This window comes from Klebsiella spallanzanii, from assembly GCF_902158555.1.
Classification (GTDB): domain Bacteria; phylum Pseudomonadota; class Gammaproteobacteria; order Enterobacterales; family Enterobacteriaceae; genus Klebsiella; species Klebsiella spallanzanii.
Genome location: NZ_CABGGS010000012.1, coordinates 354,723 through 374,017, shown reverse-complemented (window position 1 = coordinate 374,017; position 19,295 = coordinate 354,723). Strand labels below are relative to the sequence as shown.

The following is a 19,295-nucleotide window of genomic DNA, read 5'->3' as shown; positions in this document are numbered from 1 at the left end:
AGTCAACAAATGAGCGGCAATTGTAATACCTCCGCGCGAAAACTGTTACCTGCCTGGGTCAACTCACCGGCGGTTCGGTGCGCGCAAAGCTGGGGCGCTGAAAGAGTGAGTCCACCAGCCGAACCAGCTTCGGGCGGGTGGCGCACCAGCCCGGCGCGACGCGGCGGAAATTGAGGTAAGCAATGGCGCAGGCAACTGAAATGGTCGCCAGGTTGATCTCATCCGGGCGCAACGTTCCGTCACTCGCATAGCCTTCCAGCGCATCCAGGCCGCGCGCGACCTTCTCCCGCTGGCGCAGCAGTTCGCTTTCCGACTGTTGGGCCGCCGGGCGCGTCTTCTCGCGCACCAGGGCCTGCGCGGCCTCCATTACCCCATCCGCCAGCGCCTCGATTTGACGCATTTTAAGCGCAGCTTTCGCTTCCGCGGGCAGCATATTCGGCGCGATATCAAGCAGTTCCAGATATTGAGCAATAATGGGCGAGTCGTACCAACATTCACCATCATCAGTGACCAGGGCGGGCACTTTGCCTAGCGGATTATACTGCGCCACGCCATTGGTATCGTTGTAAGGGAATTCGTTGACGAACTCGAAGGGGATCGCTTTTTCCAGCAGCATGACGGAAATTTTGCGCACAAAGGGACTGGTGTAGCTGCCGATCAGTTTCATTGCCTGCTCCTTTCGCCAACAAAAAAGTAAGTATGGCGCAGGCCGCAGTAAAAAACCGCGAAGCAAAAGGAAATTCAGCGAACCCCAATGCATTTCCCGGAGGCGGCGCTCGACGCGCCTGGTCCGGGCTACGAGTCCGCAGACGGCTGAAAACCCGTAGCCCCGACTTGTTTACGGTTAGAACTGATAAGCCACGCTGGCGCGGAAGCTCCGCCCCGGTTCGTAGTCCGCGCCCAGTACGCCATAGCTGTTGCGCGACGTATGGGACACATAGTTTTTATCAAAGATGTTGTATAGCCCAAGGCTTAAGGTCAGGCCATCCAGCGTGCCGGACGTCGGCGCCCATTCAACCGCCAGATCGTTCACGCCATAGCCGGGCTTTTTCGTTTCTGCATCTTTATAACGCGTGTAAAACAGCGAGTTCCAGTGCATGGCAACATCATATTTAGGCAGCAGATACGTCAAGCCAACGGTATATTTATCGCCGGTATCGCGCCCCAGAATATCACCATATTTTGCCACCCCTTTGACCATCAGCGGCGACTTATAATCGGTGCTGATATGGGAATAGCTGAAACGGGTAATAATATCGTTTACTGCATAATTCACTGAGGCTTCATAGCCGTCGACCACAGCATTACCGGCATTGAAACGTTCCGTAAGTTCAGAAACGCCGGGAACGGCCGTCTGGACAATCAGGTTGTCGTAATGCGTGCGGAAATATTTGCCGACAATACTGATTGAGTCGTCTTGCGCAATGAGGCCGCGACGATCGAAGAAAATCCCGACCTCTTTGTTATCACCCGTTTCCGGATCGAGCTGGTTTTTCTGATTAAACTCGCTGGAGTTCACGCGGATTGACTCGGTGGTATCCGGCGCGCGGAACAGCTCCGTATAGTTAGCAAATAAACCAAAACCGGATTCAAACCGATACTCTGCGCCAAAGGCTTTGGAGAACTCAGTGAACGTTTGATCCTGATCGCCCAGCATATCCGCCTGATAATGATCGTAGCGGATCCCCGGCGTGAGCGTCAGTCCGCCAAACTGCACGGCATTTTCCAGATACCCGGAGTTGCTGGTCCCCTTTTCGCCGTCCCAGGAGGCGGTTTTTCGGCCGCTGGAATACTGGTAATCATCACGATGGTTTTTGGTCTGGAACCATTCGTAGCCTACGCGTAGCGTGTGGCCAAAAGCGCCGGTCTGGAATTCTGAGCGGTTATCAACGTTAACGCCCCAGGTTTCCACATTGTTCACCCAACCGCTATCCAGACTATTCCAGCGTTTTTTAACGCTGGCGCTCGCTTCGCCGGAACGAATGGCTGCGGCCATATTTTTATGCGGCTGGCTGCGATCGAGTTCATTTTTGGTGTGATAACCTGCGACTTTCAGATCCACCCAACCGCTACTGTCAACCGCTTCATAAGCGAGGGTTTGGGTTTCGCGAGTGAAGCTTTGCGGCGTGTAGTCCTGGAAATTCGCGGTGGTCGTCGGGCGATAAGAGAACTCTGCGCGGAACGGATATTCACCGTCCGATTTTACGCGCTCAGCCGACGCCTTTATTTTCTGCCCTTCAAAAAGGTCAACGCCGGCCTTCACTAAATAGCTTTTGTCTTTGCCATCAGCGCCAATACGCGTGCCGTCGCCGCTCTCACCATAATCGTAATCGCTGCGGCTGATATAGCCCAGCAGGTCAACGCGATCCGCGACCCGCCCAAATAGGGTCAGCGAATTAGACCATTCGTCGTTATTGGTGTCATAGCCGGTTTTTACCCGAGCGCCAAAGCTTTCGCCCGGCCGCAATAAATCAGATGCATCAACAGTGGTGAATTTCACCGCACCGCCCAGTGCTCCAGAACCATTGACCACCGAGTTCGCGCCAACAGAAACGTCAACCTGCTTTAATAACGCCGGGTCAATTAATAAATTACCGCCATGGTGAAAAAGGTCGCCCATCTGGCGCGCGCCATCAATGGTGACGTTAATGCCTTTATCACTCACACCGCGCATATAGATTTGCTGATTGAATCCGTTAGTTCCCCCAACGTCAACGCCTGGAATATCGCGCAGAACATCTTTGATCAGTTCCGGCTGACGGGCGGAAATTTTATTTGCGTAAACGCTGGTTTCTTTCGGCGTGCTTTTCACCGATGCCACAACTTTAATGGTCTCGGCATCCTCAATTTTATTATCCGTTTCGGCAAACACCGGCGCGCATAACAGCACGGTTGCGCCAATTAATAATTTATCACGTCCATATGTGGACATACCCGATCCCTCACAATGTGAATAAAAGTGAGAATCATTTTCATTATTAATTGCAAAAAGTTAATCTTACTTACAAAACTTTACTGGAAAATTCACTATATATTTCATGAATATATAATTCACTTTAATTTATTGCGAGAGATGTATTTTTGAGAGTGATGTTTTATATCAGGAAATCAGTAATCAGGTAGAGAATAATAAATTATCGGGCGAATTTTTTACCCGCAGGCTTGTTGCTACCTGCGGGTTATATACTAAATACTTATTCTGAAGATTCGCGTTTAATACGCTCTTTGATCAATAGCTCTTTAATCGATAACCCGGTGACGCCGCTATCGCGTAAGTTGTAGCGGGTAATTTCGGTACACAGGAATTCGATAATAAACAGTTGTGAAATACGCGTTGAGATGGAATCGCCCTGCATCGGTCCCGCTTCGCCGCTGGTCAGCCAGAAGGTTTTCGCCAGCTCAGTGAGCGGAGAATGGGGGCTATGGGTAATTGCCAACGTCCAGGCCCCCTTCTTTTGCGCAAGGCGGAAGGCGTTAACCACCTCCGGCGTTTCCCCAGAGTGCGAAAAGGCCACCACCAGATCATCCTCTTTCAGATTCGCCAGCTTTAAGGTCATGGTGAAACGGTCGGTAAAGGCTTCGGAATCAATCCCTAAGCGGTTCATCTTATCCCGCGCTTCCAGCGCTGCCAGCCCCGACGCGCCGAAACCAACAAACATCACCCGGCGCGCGCTCAGAAATCGTTCGACCACCGGCTTGACGATTTTCATCTCCAGCAGGCCGATGGTTTCCCGGGTTGAGGTTTCAATAGTGAGGGCGATTTTTTGCGCCACGTCGTTACGCGAATCATCGAGGAAAATATCCGGCGACGAAGGCAGCGATAAATCGCTGTCGTCCAACAGCTCGCGCTTAAGATCCGCCTTCAGGTTCAATAGCCCGGCATAACCGATTTTCTTGCAAAAACGGATGATGGTGGCTTCGCTTACGCCAATCTCCAGCGCCAGCTTTTTCACCGGTAGCTGCACGACCTGCGCAGGTTGTTGCAGAATATAACCAGCGATTTTGCCGTCCGTTTCCCCAAGGTTACTGAGAATGTTGGCGAGGTAGACGCGTACGTTTTTCTTATTCACACTCACTGTGGGCTCTCCTGACCGCGCGTTAAGTCAGGTAGTTTAGCCCGCTTGCCGTTCGCTGTCTGCCGGGAAGCTTAGTGAGAGCTGATGGTGGTGCGTTTCCCCCGCCGCCAGCCACTCAATGCCGCGCTTGTTGGCAATCTGCCCGTCAAAATTCGGGTCGTCGGTGGTGCCGTTGAGCGGTTCCACGCACAGCAGGTCTGCGCCAGGAACGCCCCATAGCGCCAGCCACTTCTGGCTACCGGAAAAAACTATCTGTTCCCGGCCATCCGGGGAGCAGACCGCCCAGCGATTACCCTCTCCCAGCGCAAAATAGACTGCGCCTCCAGCAAAGCTATCTGGCGACAAGATAAACGCTGAGACGTCCGGCGCGTCGTCGGGGATCGTCAGCGTCCGCTTATCGGTCGCAAAGGGCCCCGCGCAGGCGCGATCGAAACGCACCTGCCAGCCCACCTCACGGGATACCGGCAGCGCGAAGCCTGGATGCCAGCCCAGCGAATAGCCCCAGGGCTGGCAATCAGGATTGATAACCGCCCAGTCTACGCTGATGCCATCGTCATTTAGCCGCCACGTCAAGCGTATTCGCCACGCAAACGGCCAGACCTCGCGCGTTTCAGCGGTGTCGGAGGCCTCAAGGATCAGATGAGTGGCGTCCTGCGATACGCAGGAAAAGGTCTGATGCCGCAGAAAACCGTGCGCGGTGAGCGGAAAAAAACGCTCGCCCTGCCATAACCCATTGTGGATGAGCTGCCCCACTACAGGAAACAGCAGCGTCGCCGAGTTATTCCACACGCCAGCCTGCGGTTGCCATATCCAGCTGCGCTGGTGATGGTTATCCCACAGCTCGCTCAGCTCCGCGCCGGTTGCCTGCACCACCATGCGAAAACGCGCATTTTCCAGACACCACTCCATGCTCACTTCTCCTAAACCGTACGCAGCAGCAGCCGCGTCTGATAGACCATCGCCCGATGTTTATCGCCGGTAAACAGGCGGTCAATCAGCGTGAAGATATCCGCCTCATCAATCACTTTATCCTCAGCCAACTCCAGCGTCTGTGAATTGCTGTTGCGCACGAGGAACGCCAGCGCTTCCGCCACGCCCGGATGCGCGCAGGTATAGCCCGCCGTTGATTCCTGCTGGCGCGCAACGAACTGCTGATCGCGTTCTGGCGACAGGGATCCCAGGTCGAAACGCGTATACAGCTCCGGCGGCGCATCGTGCTGGCGCATCACTGGGATTATCGCGCTGGCGTAATGCTGAGATAGCGCGCTATCGGTGACGGGGTGCAATTGCCGCGGATCGTTTTTGATATCAAACAGCTTGTCGCCAAAGCGCCACGGGTTGAGGTAGCCGAAGGTGGCGGGGATCTGCATTACCTGCACACCCTGGGTGAAATCAAAGCCGGGGTGAATACGAATATCTTTCAGCTCGTCGATTTTAAACGGGCTGTCGATGCGCGTTGGCATCAGCGTGTATTCGTACAAATGCGCTTTGTTCTGCTCGCGCGGGCAGCGCATATAGACGTAATCGCCGTCGGTGATATTGATATGCCCGCCAAAATAGCCGAACAACGCGTAGTCGCGAATGGCTTCATCGCGCTCAACCGCCGGGCGCAGAGGCTGCCCGGTCATGGTGGCCGGGCGCGGGACGTTAAAGAACTCCAGCAACGTCGCCGGGATATCAATAGTCTGGGCCAGCGCTTTACGCCGCACGCCCTGAACCTGGCTGCGCGGGTCGCGAATAAAGAACGGCGTATTGGCGATTTCGTTATACACCGGCATGATATTTTTGCCCCACCACTGGTGTTCGCCCAGCAGGAAGCCGTGATCGGTGCAGACGATAAACAGCGTATCGTCCCACAGGTCCAGCGCCTTGAGCTTATCCATCACCTGGCCGAGATAGTCGTCGCACATGGTGATCAGCGCCTGGTAGAACTTACGCACTTTGTCATCATCTTCGCCGCCCGGCGCGCCGCAGTAGTAAGGCACCCAGCCGTCAAAGTCACCCGGTTTGCAGCCGTACTGCGCAAGGTATTTTTCCGGAACGAAGAACGGCTCGTGCGGGTCGAAACACTCAATTTGCAGGAACCAGTTTTCCTGGTCCCGATTGGTCTCAAGGAATTCCATCCCGGCGCTGATGGTGCGATGGGTAAAGTGCTCTTCCTGCGTCGGCATCGCCGTACGGTTGATTAAGTCCTGGGTCATGCGCCCGGCGCGGCGGCGGCGGGTTTCTTCGTCTTCATTGCCCTGCCACTGGATCAGCGGCTTCTCCACCTGACCTTTCCAGCAGTCCCCCTCCTGACCGCGAATAAACTCAAACGTTGAGTAGCGGGTATGGTAGGTGGCGCCGCCGTCGCGCCAATAGTGTTTATGGTCAGTCACCATGTGCGTGTGGACGCCGTGCTGGCGTAGCGCCTGCATCGCGGAGAAGTCGAACGGCTCCAGCGGCCCCCAGCTACGGTGCAGGAAGTTGTAGCGCCCGGTATGCAGCTCGCGACGCGCAGGCATACAGGGCATGCTGCCGACGTAGAAGTTGTCAAACTGCGCGGATTCCTGCGCCAGGCGCGTGAAGTTCGGCGTTATCGCATCCCCGCCGTAGGGTGCAAGGTGATTGCGGGTCAGGGTGTCAAACATCAACATAACTGCTTTCATAAGACTGCTCTCTTTATGAACCGATAAATTCTTCGACTTCGTTTTTAATCAGCGTCACATGCGGGCCATAAACCACCTGTACGCCCTGGCCGCGAATAAATGCGCCTTTACTGCCGAACCGTTTGAAATCATCCAGCTTGACCTGCTCTGCGTTATTGACCGTCACCCGCAAACGGGTCGCGCAACAGTCCACATCAACGATATTGCTCCGGCCGCCCAGCGCCTCAACGATACCGGCGGCGCGATTGTCGCTTTCAACACTGACCGTCGATGTCTCTTCGCTTTCATCTTCCCGCCCCGGCGTTTTCAACTGACGCCATTGAATGAGGAAACGGAACGAGAAGTAATAGGTGCAGAACATCACCGCGCCCAGCGGGAAGATATAGATCCAGTTAGTTTTAGCATTCCCCTGCAGCACGCCAAAGAGCAGGAAATCCACCAGTCCGCCGGAGAACGTCTGACCAACGGTAATTTCCAGCATATGCGAGAACATAAACGCAAAGCCGGTCAGGACGATATGCACCGCGTAGAGCAGCGGCGCGCAGAACATAAAGGCAAACTCCAGCGGCTCGGTGATCCCGGTGACGAACGCGGTCAGCGCGGCGGAAAGCATCAGGCTGGCGACTTTCTTTTTGTTCTCCGGCTTCGCGCAGTGATAGATTGCCAGCGCCGCGCCCGGCAGGCCAAACATAAAGTCGGCGAAGCGTCCCGCCATAAAGCGCGATACGCCGATGTAGTACTGGGTGACGGAGGGGTCAGCCAGTTGGGCAAAGAAGATTTTCTGCGTTCCTTCAACCATGTGCCCGTTGACCATCGCTTCACCGCCAACGCTGGTTAGCCAGAACGGCATATAGAAAATATGGTGCAAACCGAGAGGAATGAGGCACTTGAGGATCATGCCGTAAATTAACGTGCCGACGTACCCGGTCTTCTCAACGAGGATCCCCAGATGCGAAATCCCGGCCTGCACGTGCGGCCACACCCAGAACAGCGCAACGCCAAGAAAGATGGCGAAGAAAGAAGTCATGATGGGCACAAAGCGCGAGCCGCTGAAAAACGCCAGCATATCGGGTAGCTGCGTTTTACCGTAGCGGCCATGTACCCATGAGGTCAGCAGGCCGCACATCACCCCGCCCAGCACGCCGGTTTGCAGCGTGGTAATCCCCAGTACGCTTGCCTGTCCGGCGGCGGCCAGGTTCTCGCTGGCCAGCGTACCGTTTAGCAGCAGCAGCGCGTTAATCGCCTTGTTCATCACCAGAAAACTGAGCACCGCCGCCAGACCGGCTGTGCCTTTGTCGCTGCGCGCCAGCCCGACGGCTATGCCGACGGAAAAAAGCAGCGCCAGGTTGTCAAATACCACGCTGCCGCATAGCCGCATGACGGTAAAAATCGCCTGAACGATCTCACCATTAAGAAACGGATAAGTTGATAAGGTCACTGGGTTCGTGAAAACACCGCCAAAGCCCAGTAACAACCCCGCTGCGGGGAGAATGGCTATTGGCAGCATAAACGACTTACCCAGATTCTGTGCTCCAGCAAATAATCTGCTCATACGAATCCCTGATATTGGCAAATGAAGTTTTAGTTTCATGTTTATAGTGATTTAATGAAACTATTGTTCCGATCATTTGCGCAATTTGTCAACGCAGGACGCTGAAATAGTGACAGGCATCACCAAAAATTTCGTCTGCGACCTGAGGGAATCATAGGCAGCACAAAGCCAGGCCATCCATACGACATAAGGACGACCTGGCATGCGATGTCAAAAAGGCGTGGATTTAATGATCAAGATAGAGATAGTGCATCCAGCTGGTCATACGCAGTAGTACTTTGCGCATCACCGAAACGTGGGTGAAGTGGTCGGAATAAACCGCCACCTGAGCGTAAATGCCGTCAGGCAGCGCGTCCACGGCGGCATTGGGATCCAGCTCAATGGTTGCCAGAACGCCGTCGGTGCCCGGCGTGACCGTCAACGCTTGCAGCGTTCCCTGCGCCTGATACGTTCCTCCCGGCACCACCGGCAGAATACTCACCAGCTTGCCGTGGAAGACCTGTCCCGGCAGCGCGTTGAAAACCGCTTCGGCATCGTCGCCTGCCTCAAGCCTGAGCAACGAATTTTGCCGGAACTGCGCCACAATCAGCCGTTTTTGCTGCGGGATAAACACCATCACCGGGCGCAGCGGCAGCGAGGCCGCATAGGTGCCGGGGCGAATTAAAACCTGGGTGATATAGCCGTCGCTGGGCGCACGCACGGTGGTCTGGTCGAGGTTATATTTCGCCTCCGCCAGCTGCGCGCGCAGGCTCACCACCTGCGACTGCTCGCCGTTAACCATACTGTCGAGCTGACTCTGGATTTGCGCCTGCTCCGCAACCGACGCTTTCACCATCGCATCCTGAGCCAGATAGTTTTGCCGGGCATTATCGATATCGCTTTCCGAAAACGGGTTTACCCGCGCCTGGCTGCCCTTCAGATAACGCTGATAGTCTTTATAAAGCCGGTCGCGCTCCGCTGAAACTCGGGTGGTATTTGCCTGGGCCTCAGAAAGCTGGGCTTTCAGCGTGTTGATGCTATGGAGCGCGGTAACAAGGTCGGCCTGCAATCTATTCACCCGCGCCTGATAACGTGCCGGGTCGATGGTAAATAGTACTTCACCTTTTTTAACTCTTTGATTTGCTTTATCCGTAACGCTGCTAACCACCCCGGTCACCTGCGGGGTAATAGGAATAGAAATAACGGCTTTTTGCGCGGTAAACGTATAGGGATGGTTGTAGTTCATTAATAGAATAAGCGCGCTAACAATAAACACGCCGCCCAGCGCTGCGGTGGGAACCGTCCATTTATTTACCGGGATCTTGAATATTTTAAATATCGACCAGGCAATCGCCACGTAGGTTAAAATAATCAACAGATCCATAAGCTATTTCTCCACCGAAGGGGGTTGGGCTGACGGCTGAAGACCGGTTATTTGCTGTTCGAGCGCGCTGACCCGCTGGCGAAGTTCGCTAATTTCATCCTCATCTTCTGTCGCTTCTGGCGGCACTCCATCCCGCCGGTGCTGCATCCCCCAACCGCGCTCCGGTTGATAAAGCGTGGCCCAGATCCATAAGAACGGCCAAATGACGTGCAAAGTAAACAGACTCACCCAGCCCGCAACGTGAATCGCATCCGCGTGCGGGTGATTACGTTTCTTCGCAATCAAATAAGGGATGTCATGGAGAATGATAATTCCATAAAAAATCACCAGAAAAACGAAGATCAGAACGCCGAGCGCAAAATAATTGAGAAACATAATTTCCTCGGATTTACGCTAATTATTTAGGATATAGGATATGTGTTGTGGCAGATAAAAAAACGGCCGACAGATTGAGCATAATTCACCGATTTCATTTTCGCCATTGACGACTAAAATGTTCTTTAGCGGCTCGAGTTACTCAGTTACATGCTCTCGCGCTGAATGCGGCATAACCTGCCGGAGATCACACCAGGAGAAGTCCAGATCAAAATATTTTGTGATTAACATCACAAATAAATAACAAACACCCAAAGACAATATGTGATTTGCATCACACAAAAACCCCTAATTGCCTCGAAAATGCCCAGCTGTTGTTTTTTTACACATACATTTTGTGACAGTGATCACTACATACACCTACCAGTCACCTATATTCATGTGATCTAAATCACACAAAAGTCCATCGACTGGACAGCTTAACGATTCAGTGCCAGATTTCGCACTATCAAACAGGGTCCGGCTACCTCTGCCGCCACATTAACAACGAGCCTCGGGCTTTCAGCCTGCCGATAGCAAAAACAGAAGAAGGGGTGTTTTATGTCATCCGATATCAAGATCAAAGTGCAAAGCTTTGGTCGTTTCCTCAGCAACATGGTGATGCCAAATATCGGCGCGTTTATCGCGTGGGGTATTATCACCGCATTATTCATTCCGACAGGATGGTTACCGAACGAAACGCTGGCGAAGCTGGTTGGTCCGATGATCACCTATCTGCTGCCTCTGCTGATCGGCTATACCGGCGGTAAACTGGTTGGCGGCGAGCGCGGCGGCGTGGTCGGCGCGATTACCACCATGGGCGTTATCGTCGGTGCGGATATGCCGATGTTCCTCGGCTCCATGATCGCCGGTCCTCTGGGCGGCTGGGCAATCAAGAAATTCGACGTCTGGGTAGACGGTAAGATCAAATCCGGTTTTGAGATGCTGGTGAATAACTTCTCCGCAGGCATCATCGGTATGATCCTCGCCATCCTGGCGTTTCTCGGCATTGGTCCGGCGGTTGAAGTCCTGTCCAAAATTCTGGCGGCGGGCGTTAACTTCATGGTGGCGCACGACATGCTGCCGCTGGCGTCCATCTTTGTTGAACCAGCGAAAATCCTGTTCCTCAACAACGCCATCAACCACGGTATCTTCTCGCCGCTGGGTATCCAGCAGTCACATGACCTTGGCAAATCGATCTTCTTCCTGATTGAAGCTAACCCGGGTCCGGGTATGGGCGTTCTGCTGGCATACATGTTCTTTGGTCGCGGTAGCGCTAAACAGTCTGCGGGCGGCGCGGCAATCATCCACTTCCTCGGCGGTATTCACGAAATCTACTTCCCGTACGTGCTGATGAACCCACGCCTGATTCTGGCGGTTATCCTCGGCGGTATGACCGGCGTATTCACCCTGACTATCCTTAACGGCGGTCTGGTTTCTCCGGCCTCTCCGGGTTCTATCCTGGCCGTGCTGGCGATGACGCCAAAAGGTGCCTACTTCGCTAACATCGCCGCGATTGTGGCTGCGATGGCCGTTTCCTTCGTAGTTTCAGCCGTTCTGCTGAAAACCAGCAAGGTGAAAGAAGAAGACGATATCGATGCAGCGACCCGCCGTATGCAGGATATGAAAGCACAGTCCAAAGGCGCAGCCACTCCGCTGGCCGCTGGCGATGTCGCTAATGACCTGAGCCACGTGCGTAAAATCATCGTGGCTTGCGACGCCGGTATGGGTTCCAGCGCCATGGGTGCAGGCGTGCTGCGTAAGAAAGTACAGGATGCCGGTCTGAGCAATATCTCCGTCACTAACTGTGCGATTAACAACCTGCCGCCGGATGTTGACCTGGTCATCACCCACCGCGACCTGACCGAGCGTGCGATGCGTCAGGTACCGCAGGCGCAGCATATTTCTCTGACCAACTTCCTCGACAGCGGTCTGTACTCCAGCCTGACCGAACGTCTGGTTGCGGCGCAGCGCCATACTGATAACGAAGAGAAAGTTCGCGACAGCCTGAAAGACAGCTTCGATGCGGCTGACACTAACCTGTTCAAACTCAGTGCAGAGAATATCTTCCTCGGTCGTAAAGCGGCCACCAAAGAAGAAGCGATTCTGTTTGCCGGTGAGCAACTGGTGAAAGGCGGCTACGTTGAGCCGGAATATGTCCAGGCCATGCTGGATCGTGAAAAACTGACTTCGACCTACCTGGGTGAGTCCATCGCGGTACCGCACGGCACCATCGAAGCTAAAGATCGCGTGCTGAAAACCGGCATCGTGTTCTGTCAGTATCCGGAAGGCGTGCGCTTTGGTGAAGAAGAGGATGAGGTCGCTCGTCTGGTCATCGGTATCGCTGCTCGCAATAACGAGCACATTCAGGTGATTACCAGCCTGACCAACGCGCTGGACGATGAGTCAGTGATTGAGCGTCTGACCAAAACCACCAGCGTCGAAGAAGTTCTGACGCTGCTGAAAGCGTAACCTGTAGCCCGGACAAGGCGCGTCAAGCGCCGCCTCCGGGAAACGCCCACTCTCTCCTCATGCATGGGGAGAGGGTTAGGGTGAGGGAAAAGCCTCACCCCAGCCCTCTCAGGTAAAAACATTAATTGAAGGTTAATACTATGAAAGCATTACATTTTGGCGCAGGTAATATCGGACGTGGCTTTATCGGCAAACTGCTGGCAGACGCGGGGATAAAGCTGACGTTTGCGGATGTAAATCAGGTTGTGCTTGATGCCCTGAATGCCCGTCATAGCTATCAGGTTCACGTGGTCGGCGAAAATGAGCAGGTCGATACCGTTTCCGGCGTCGATGCCGTCAGCAGCATCGGTGATGAAGTCGTTGAGCTGATTGCCAGCGTTGACCTGATCACTACCGCCGTCGGCCCGGTTGTGCTGGAACGCATTGCTCCGGCCATTGCTAAAGGCCTGGCGAAACGCAAAGCGCAGGGCATTACAGCCCCGCTGAATATTATCGCCTGCGAAAACATGGTCCGCGGCACGACTCAGCTGAAAGGCCACGTTTTTAACGCTCTGGTTGAAGAAGATAAAGCCTGGGTTGAAGCCAACGTCGGCTTCGTTGATTCCGCCGTTGACCGCATCGTTCCGCCATCCGCTTCCGCCACTCACGACCCGCTGGAAGTGACCGTGGAAACCTTTAGCGAGTGGATTGTCGACAAGACCCAGTTTAAAGGCGAGCTGCCGAATATCCCAGGAATGGAATTAACCGATAACCTGATGGCATTTGTCGAGCGTAAGCTATTCACCTTAAACACCGGACATGCTATAACCGCCTACCTCGGAAAACTGGCGGGTCACCAGACGATTCGCGACGCGATTCTCGATGAGAAAATCCGCGCGGTAGTTAAAGGGGCCATGGAAGAGAGCGGCGCGGTGCTGATCAAGCGTTATGCCTTTGATGCACAGAAACACTCAGCCTATATCCAGAAGATTATTGGTCGTTTCGAGAACCCGTATTTGAAAGATGACGTTGAGCGCGTTGGCCGTCAGCCGCTGCGCAAACTGAGTGCGGGCGATCGTTTAATTAAGCCGCTGCTCGGCACGCTGGAATACGGCCTGCCACATCTGAACCTGGTGAAAGGGATCGCTGCGGCGATGCACTTCCGCAGCGAAGAAGATCCGCAGGCGCAAGAGCTGGCGACGCTGATTGCAGACAAAGGCCCTCAGGCCGCGCTGGCGCAGATTTCAGGTCTGGACGCGGCAAGCGATGTGGTGGCGGAAGCTGTTAACGACTATAACGCCACCAAATGAGGCAAGATCTGGCGCGGTCCGAACCGCGCCCATTACTACTCCTGTCAGATTTGCAGGCAATAATGGAAGAAACACAGGCATTTGAAAACCGTGTGCTTGAGCGTCTGAATGCTGGCAAAACCGTAAGAAGCTTCCTGATCGCTACCGTTGAACTGCTGACGGAAGCGGTCAATATCCTGGTGCTTCAGGTGTTCCGTAAAGACGACTATGCGGTGAAATACGCAGTGGAGCCCTTGCTAGACGGCGAGGGGCCGCTGGGTGACCTTTCTGTACGCCTGAAGCTGATTTACGGCCTCGGGGTGATCAGTCGCGCCGAATATGAAGACGCCGAGCTGCTGATGGCCCTGCGCGAAGAGTTGAACCACGACGGTAATGAGTACAGCTTTACCGACGATGAGATTCTCGGACCGTTTGGCGAACTGCACTGCGTCGCCGCCCTGCCGCCAATGCCGCTATTCGATGACAGCGATGCGGAGCTGCTGGCAATGCAAAAACTGCGCTACCAGCAGGTCGTACGTTCAACAATGATGCTATCTCTGACCGAGCTGATTTCTAAAATCAGCTTAAAAAAAGCCTTTCAAAAATCAACGCTCTGATTCGGTCTCTTGCTGGTCGCACGTCGGCCGATAAAGCTGACGATAATACTCAAGACGACGCAGAAATAGCTCTTCTTTGTCAGCCGGAATATCCCGCGGTATATGCTGCAAACGCGGGGACTTTTTTAGATATTCCATAAAAGCCTGGCTTGAAGCCATAAAATCTACGGCCTTATCAATAATACGCGGTACACCGTCGCCGATTTTCGCCATCACGCTCTCCTCTGCTCGGGGATCATCTTGTTAAGAATTAGCCAAAAGAAGGGATTTAGATGAGGAAAACGTGCTTAATGACTGACGGGCTTCACAGAAATGAAAAACAGCAAACTATTAACTTAAACATCAATAATATTCAGTTAGTTAGAATAACTCATTACGAATGCTTTAACAGGAAAAGCGGTGACGTTTAGATAAATAACTACCCACAACAGAAGCGACAGCACATACTATAGTCTGATCACGCCCATTTCTTAATAGATTAAACCACCATGAAAGAAGTCGAAAAAAGTGAAATTAAGCGTCTGAGCGACCGTCTTGACGCCATCCGCCACCAGCAGACCGACCTGTCTCTCGTTGAGGCCGCAGATAAGTACGCCGAGCTGGAAAAAGAGAAAGCCACTATTGAAGCAGAGCTCGTGCGCCTGCGCGACGTTCAGGGCCAAAAGCTGAGCAAAGAAGCGCAAAAGCTGATGAGCATGCCGCACCGTCGCGCCATCACCAAAAAAGAGCAGGCCGATATGGGCAAGCTTAAAAAAAGCGTACGCGGTTTGGTCGTTGTCCACCCGATGACCGCGCTGGGACGCGAAATGGGCCTCAAAGAGATGACCGGCTTCTCAAAAACCGCGTTCTGATCTTTTCATCCCATGAATCTCCCGGCTCGCGCTACGCTTAGCCGGGATACGGATCCATAGCCGTCTGCGGACGGGAGCTATTCTGATCCCAACGCTATTTATCCCCCCCCTCTCAATTGGCCCTACCAATTATTTCTTAAATCGCCCAACGGTTCACATATCCATCATTTTATGTCACAGACATATTGCCCATGAGTAACATTTGATTAACCATTCGTTGTCGTTAATCCTACAATCGCAATTTGGCTGGGCCAATTTTACAAATGATGTGACCTGCAAAGAGCATAAGACTCAGCACGACATCATGGCGGCCCGATGGAGACCTGCATGAACCTCTGGCAACAAAATTACGATCCGGCCGGTAACATCTGGCTATCGAGTCTTATCGCATCGCTACCGATTCTGTTTTTCTTTTTTGCCCTGATTAAGCTCAAGCTGAAAGGGTACGTCGCCGCGACCTGGACCGTGGTCATTGCGCTCTCCGTCGCCCTGCTGTTCTACAAGATGCCGGTTGACCACGCGCTGGCCTCCGTCATCTACGGCTTCTTCTACGGCCTGTGGCCCATCGCGTGGATTATTATTGCCGCAGTATTCGTCTATAAAATCTCGGTGAAAACCGGACAGTTCGACATTATCCGTTCATCGATTTTGTCGATTACCCCGGACCAACGTCTGCAAATGCTCATCGTCGGCTTCTCCTTCGGCGCGTTTCTTGAGGGAGCCGCTGGTTTTGGCGCGCCGGTCGCCATTACCGCTGCATTGCTGGTAGGGCTTGGCTTTAACCCGCTGTATGCCGCTGGCCTGTGCCTGATCGTCAACACCGCACCGGTAGCGTTTGGCGCGATGGGCATTCCGATTCTGGTCGCCGGGCAGGTTACGGGACTCGACAGCTTTGAAATTGGCCAGATGGTTGGTCGCCAGCTGCCGTTCCTGACCATCATCGTGCTGTTCTGGATCATGGCGATTATGGACGGCTGGCGCGGGATTAAAGAGACCTGGCCTGCGGTTATGGTCGCAGGTGGCTCCTTTGCTATCGCTCAGTACCTCAGCTCTAACTTCCTCGGCCCGGAACTGCCGGATATCATCTCTTCTCTGGTATCGCTGGTCTGCCTGACGTTGTTCCTCAAACGCTGGCAGCCGGTGCGCATCTTCCGCTTCGGCGATATGGGCGCATCGCAGGTCGATATGACTCTGGCGCGCACTCACTACACGCCGGGACAGGTTGTCCGCGCCTGGTCACCGTTCCTGTTCCTGACCGCCACCGTGACCCTGTGGAGCGTGCCGCCGTTCAAAGCGCTGTTCGCTCCGGGCGGCGCAATGTACGACTTTGTCATTAATATTTCCGTGCCGTTCCTCGACAAGATGGTAGCCCGTATGCCGCCAGTGGTCAGCGAAGCCACGCCGTATGCCGCGGTCTATAAGTTCGACTGGCTCTCCGCCACCGGTACCGCCATTCTGTTCGCCGCGCTGCTTTCCATCGTCTGGCTGCGTATGAAGCCGAAAGACGCGATCTCGACCTTCGGCAGCACGCTGAAGGAACTGGCGCTGCCGATTTACTCCATCGGCATGGTGCTGGCGTTCGCCTTTATTTCCAACTATTCCGGGCTATCCTCAACTCTGGCCCTCGCGCTGGCGCACACCGGCCACGCGTTTACTTTCTTCTCGCCGTTCCTCGGCTGGTTGGGGGTATTCCTGACCGGTTCGGATACATCGTCTAACGCGCTGTTTGCCGCGCTACAGGCGACGGCGGCGCAACAGATTGGTGTCTCCGATATTCTGCTGGTTGCCGCAAACACCACCGGCGGCGTGACCGGAAAAATGATTTCGCCGCAGTCCATCGCCATCGCCTGTGCGGCAGTGGGTCTGGTGGGTAAGGAGTCCGACCTGTTCCGCTTTACCGTGAAACATAGCCTGATTTTCACCTGCATGGTCGGCGTCATCACCACGCTGCAGGCGTATGTCTTAACCTGGATGATTCCGTGATAGTGATGCCAAAACGCCTTGCCGACGACGTCGCCCGTCGCGTGCGGGCGCTGATTGAAGAACAAAACCTGGAGGCGGGCATGCGATTGCCCGCCGAGCGCCAGCTGGCAACCCAGCTTGGCGTATCACGCAACTCGCTGCGCGAAGCGCTGGCGATGCTCGTCAACGAAGGGGTGCTGCTTAGCCGTCGCGGCGGCGGCACATTCGTGCGCTGGCAGCACGAGGCGTGGTCAGAGCAAAATATTGTTCAGCCGTTGAAAACGCTGCTTTCCGACGACCCCGATTACAGTTTCGATATCCTCGAAGCCCGGCACGCCATCGAAGCCAGCACCGCCTGGCATGCGGCGATGCGCGCAACCGATAGCGAAAAAGAGAAAATCCGCCTCTGCTTTGAAGCCACCCAGAGCGAAGACCCTGACCTGGCCTCGCAGGCCGACGTCCGTTTCCATCTGGCGATTGCCGAAGCCTCGCACAACGTGGTGTTGCTGCAAACCATGCGCGGCTTTTTCGACCTCTTACAATCCTCGGTCAAGGAGAGCCGCCAGCGGATGTATCTCGTCCCGCCGGTCTTCGCTCGCCTGACCGAGCAGCACCAGGCGGTGATGGAGGCGATTATCGCCGGCGATCCCGAAGGTGCCAGACAGGCGATGATGGCCCACTTGGGCTTTGTCCACGCCACGATCAAACGTTTTGATGAAGACCAGGCCCGCCAGGCGCGAATTACCCGCCTGCCCGGTGACCATAACGACAATTCCAGGGAGAACTTGTGATGATTATTTCCGCCGCCAGCGACTACCGCGCCGCCGCACAGCGTATCCTGCCACCGTTCCTGTTCCATTATATCGACGGCGGCGCTTACGCCGAGCACACCCTGCGCCGCAACGTGGAAGACCTGTCCGATGTGGCCCTGCGCCAGCGGATACTGAAGAACATGTCGGATCTGAGTCTGGAAACCACACTATTTAACGAAAAGCTTTCAATGCCAACGGCGCTGGCCCCTGTCGGCCTGTGCGGAATGTATGCACGCCGCGGTGAAGTGCAGGCAGCAGGTGCAGCGGATGAGAAAGGTATTCCCTTTACGCTCTCCACCGTTTCCGTTTGCCCGATTGAGGAAGTCGCCCCGACCATCAAGCGCCCGATGTGGTTCCAGCTCTACGTCCTGCGCGATCGTGGCTTTATGCGCAACGCGCTGGAGCGCGCTAAGGCTGCGGGCTGTTCAACGCTGGTCTTTACCGTCGATATGCCGACCCCCGGCGCGCGCTATCGCGATGCGCACTCCGGAATGAGCGGCCCGAACGCGGCGATGCGCCGCTACTGGCAGGCGATGACCCATCCGCAGTGGGCATGGGACGTTGGTTTAAACGGTCGCCCGCACGATTTGGGCAATATCTCCGCCTACCTCGGCAAACCAACTGGCCTTGAAGATTACATTGGCTGGCTGGCGAATAACTTCGATCCGTCGATTTCCTGGAAAGACCTTGAGTGGATCCGTGAGTTCTGGGATGGCCCGATGGTGATCAAGGGGATCCTCGACCCGGAAGATGCACGCGACGCGGTACGTTTTGGCGCTGACGGGATTGTGGTCTCCAACCACGGCGGTCGCCAGCTTGATGGTGTGCTCTCCTCCGCCCGCGCCCTGCCCGCGATCGCTGACGCGGTGAAAGGCGACATCACCATTCTCGCCGACAGCGGTATTCGCAACGGCCTCGATGTCGTGCGCATGATTGCGCTAGGTGCGGATAGCGTGCTGCTGGGCCGCGCTTATCTGTATGCGCTGGCCACTCACGGCAAGCAGGGGGTCGCCAATCTGCTGAACCTGATTGAGAAAGAGATGAAGGTGGCGATGACCCTGACCGGCGCGAAAACCATCAGTGAGATCAGCCGCGACTCTCTGGTGCAAAACGCCGATGCGCTGCGGACTTTTGATGTGATCAAGGCAGGGAATGCGGCGTAATCTGCGGCTGTTCCCCTTCATCCTGGCCCTCTCCCCAAAGGGGCGAGGGAAGCAATCCTCTGCGCTGAGCAGGCAGGTTTTCTCCCTCTCCCATTCAGAAAGAGAGCGGAGTGAGGGTTCGCCAAATATCTGCTATTCTGCCCCCCGCAATTAAGGG

The 19,295-nt window shown here is 54.7% G+C and carries 16 protein-coding genes; 7 read left to right on the top strand and 9 right to left on the bottom strand.

All coding sequences use genetic code 11. The features are described from left to right. Positions 1-58: 58 nt before the first annotated feature. The 8 genes from FN082_RS12960 to FN082_RS12925 form a co-directional block, all read right to left on the bottom strand. Complete coding sequence (locus FN082_RS12960; RefSeq protein WP_139538334.1) at positions 59-667, bottom strand: glutathione S-transferase; 609 nt, start codon at positions 665-667, stop codon at positions 59-61. 177 nt (positions 668-844) lie between these two features. Then, entirely contained in the window at positions 845-2,932 is a 2,088-nt protein-coding gene (locus FN082_RS12955) for a TonB-dependent receptor domain-containing protein (RefSeq protein ID WP_139538335.1), read from the bottom strand. Positions 2,933-3,194: 262 nt separating this feature from the next. Then, positions 3,195-4,076: a MurR/RpiR family transcriptional regulator gene (locus FN082_RS12950; protein WP_139538336.1), complete on the bottom strand. Its 882-nt coding sequence runs from the start codon at positions 4,074-4,076 to the stop codon at positions 3,195-3,197. A gap of 36 nt (positions 4,077-4,112) precedes the next feature. Then, positions 4,113-4,985 (bottom strand): aldose epimerase family protein, encoded by an 873-nt coding sequence (locus tag FN082_RS12945; RefSeq protein WP_139538337.1) that lies wholly within the window; start codon positions 4,983-4,985, stop codon positions 4,113-4,115. A gap of 11 nt (positions 4,986-4,996) precedes the next feature. Beyond that, entirely contained in the window at positions 4,997-6,724 is a 1,728-nt protein-coding gene (locus FN082_RS12940) for a sulfatase (RefSeq protein WP_139538338.1), read from the bottom strand. A 13-nt stretch (positions 6,725-6,737) separates the two neighbouring features. Then, entirely contained in the window at positions 6,738-8,276 is a 1,539-nt protein-coding gene (locus tag FN082_RS12935; protein WP_139538339.1) for a PTS transporter subunit EIIC, read from the bottom strand. Between the two features lie 226 nt (positions 8,277-8,502). After that, a complete protein-coding gene (locus tag FN082_RS12930; RefSeq protein ID WP_139538340.1) occupies positions 8,503-9,639 on the bottom strand; it encodes an HlyD family secretion protein in 1,137 nt (378 codons plus the stop codon). 3 nt (positions 9,640-9,642) lie between these two features. After that, complete coding sequence (locus FN082_RS12925; protein ID WP_139538341.1) at positions 9,643-10,014, bottom strand: DUF3302 domain-containing protein; 372 nt, start codon at positions 10,012-10,014, stop codon at positions 9,643-9,645. A 540-nt stretch (positions 10,015-10,554) separates the two neighbouring features. On the opposite strand from FN082_RS12925, the gene FN082_RS12920 reads away from it, so the two are divergent. From FN082_RS12920 to mtlR, 3 genes are all read left to right on the top strand, one after another. Next, positions 10,555-12,465 (top strand): PTS mannitol transporter subunit IICBA, encoded by a 1,911-nt coding sequence (locus FN082_RS12920; protein ID WP_139538342.1) that lies wholly within the window; start codon positions 10,555-10,557, stop codon positions 12,463-12,465. Positions 12,466-12,605: 140 nt separating this feature from the next. Continuing rightward, positions 12,606-13,754, top strand: coding sequence for a mannitol-1-phosphate 5-dehydrogenase (mtlD, locus tag FN082_RS12915; RefSeq protein WP_142981700.1), 1,149 nt, complete (start codon positions 12,606-12,608; stop codon positions 13,752-13,754). After that, on the top strand, positions 13,751-14,350 hold the full coding sequence (gene mtlR / locus FN082_RS12910) for a mannitol operon repressor MtlR (protein WP_139538344.1): 600 nt from the start codon (positions 13,751-13,753) through the stop codon (positions 14,348-14,350). Before mtlD ends, mtlR begins: the two co-directional genes overlap by 4 nt. On the opposite strand, the gene FN082_RS12905 is transcribed toward mtlR, so the two are convergent. Continuing rightward, positions 14,339-14,563: a hypothetical protein gene (locus tag FN082_RS12905; RefSeq protein WP_139538345.1), complete on the bottom strand. Its 225-nt coding sequence runs from the start codon at positions 14,561-14,563 to the stop codon at positions 14,339-14,341. The two genes, mtlR and FN082_RS12905, sit on opposite strands and share 12 nt — an antisense overlap. Before the next feature lie 275 nt (positions 14,564-14,838). On the opposite strand from FN082_RS12905, the gene FN082_RS12900 reads away from it, so the two are divergent. The 4 genes from FN082_RS12900 to lldD all read left to right on the top strand — a co-directional run bounded on the left by FN082_RS12900 (position 14,839) and on the right by lldD (position 19,138). Next, positions 14,839-15,201: a YibL family ribosome-associated protein gene (locus tag FN082_RS12900; RefSeq protein ID WP_139538346.1), complete on the top strand. Its 363-nt coding sequence runs from the start codon at positions 14,839-14,841 to the stop codon at positions 15,199-15,201. A gap of 327 nt (positions 15,202-15,528) precedes the next feature. Next, positions 15,529-17,184 (top strand): L-lactate permease, encoded by a 1,656-nt coding sequence (gene lldP / locus FN082_RS12895; RefSeq protein WP_112215942.1) that lies wholly within the window; start codon positions 15,529-15,531, stop codon positions 17,182-17,184. Continuing rightward, positions 17,181-17,954, top strand: a complete 774-nt coding sequence (gene lldR, locus FN082_RS12890; protein WP_139538348.1) for a transcriptional regulator LldR — start codon at positions 17,181-17,183, stop codon at positions 17,952-17,954. Before lldP ends, lldR begins: the two co-directional genes overlap by 4 nt. Then, positions 17,954-19,138 (top strand): quinone-dependent L-lactate dehydrogenase, encoded by a 1,185-nt coding sequence (gene lldD, locus FN082_RS12885; RefSeq protein WP_142463793.1) that lies wholly within the window; start codon positions 17,954-17,956, stop codon positions 19,136-19,138. Before lldR ends, lldD begins: the two co-directional genes overlap by 1 nt. The last annotated feature ends 157 nt before the right edge of the window (positions 19,139-19,295 follow it).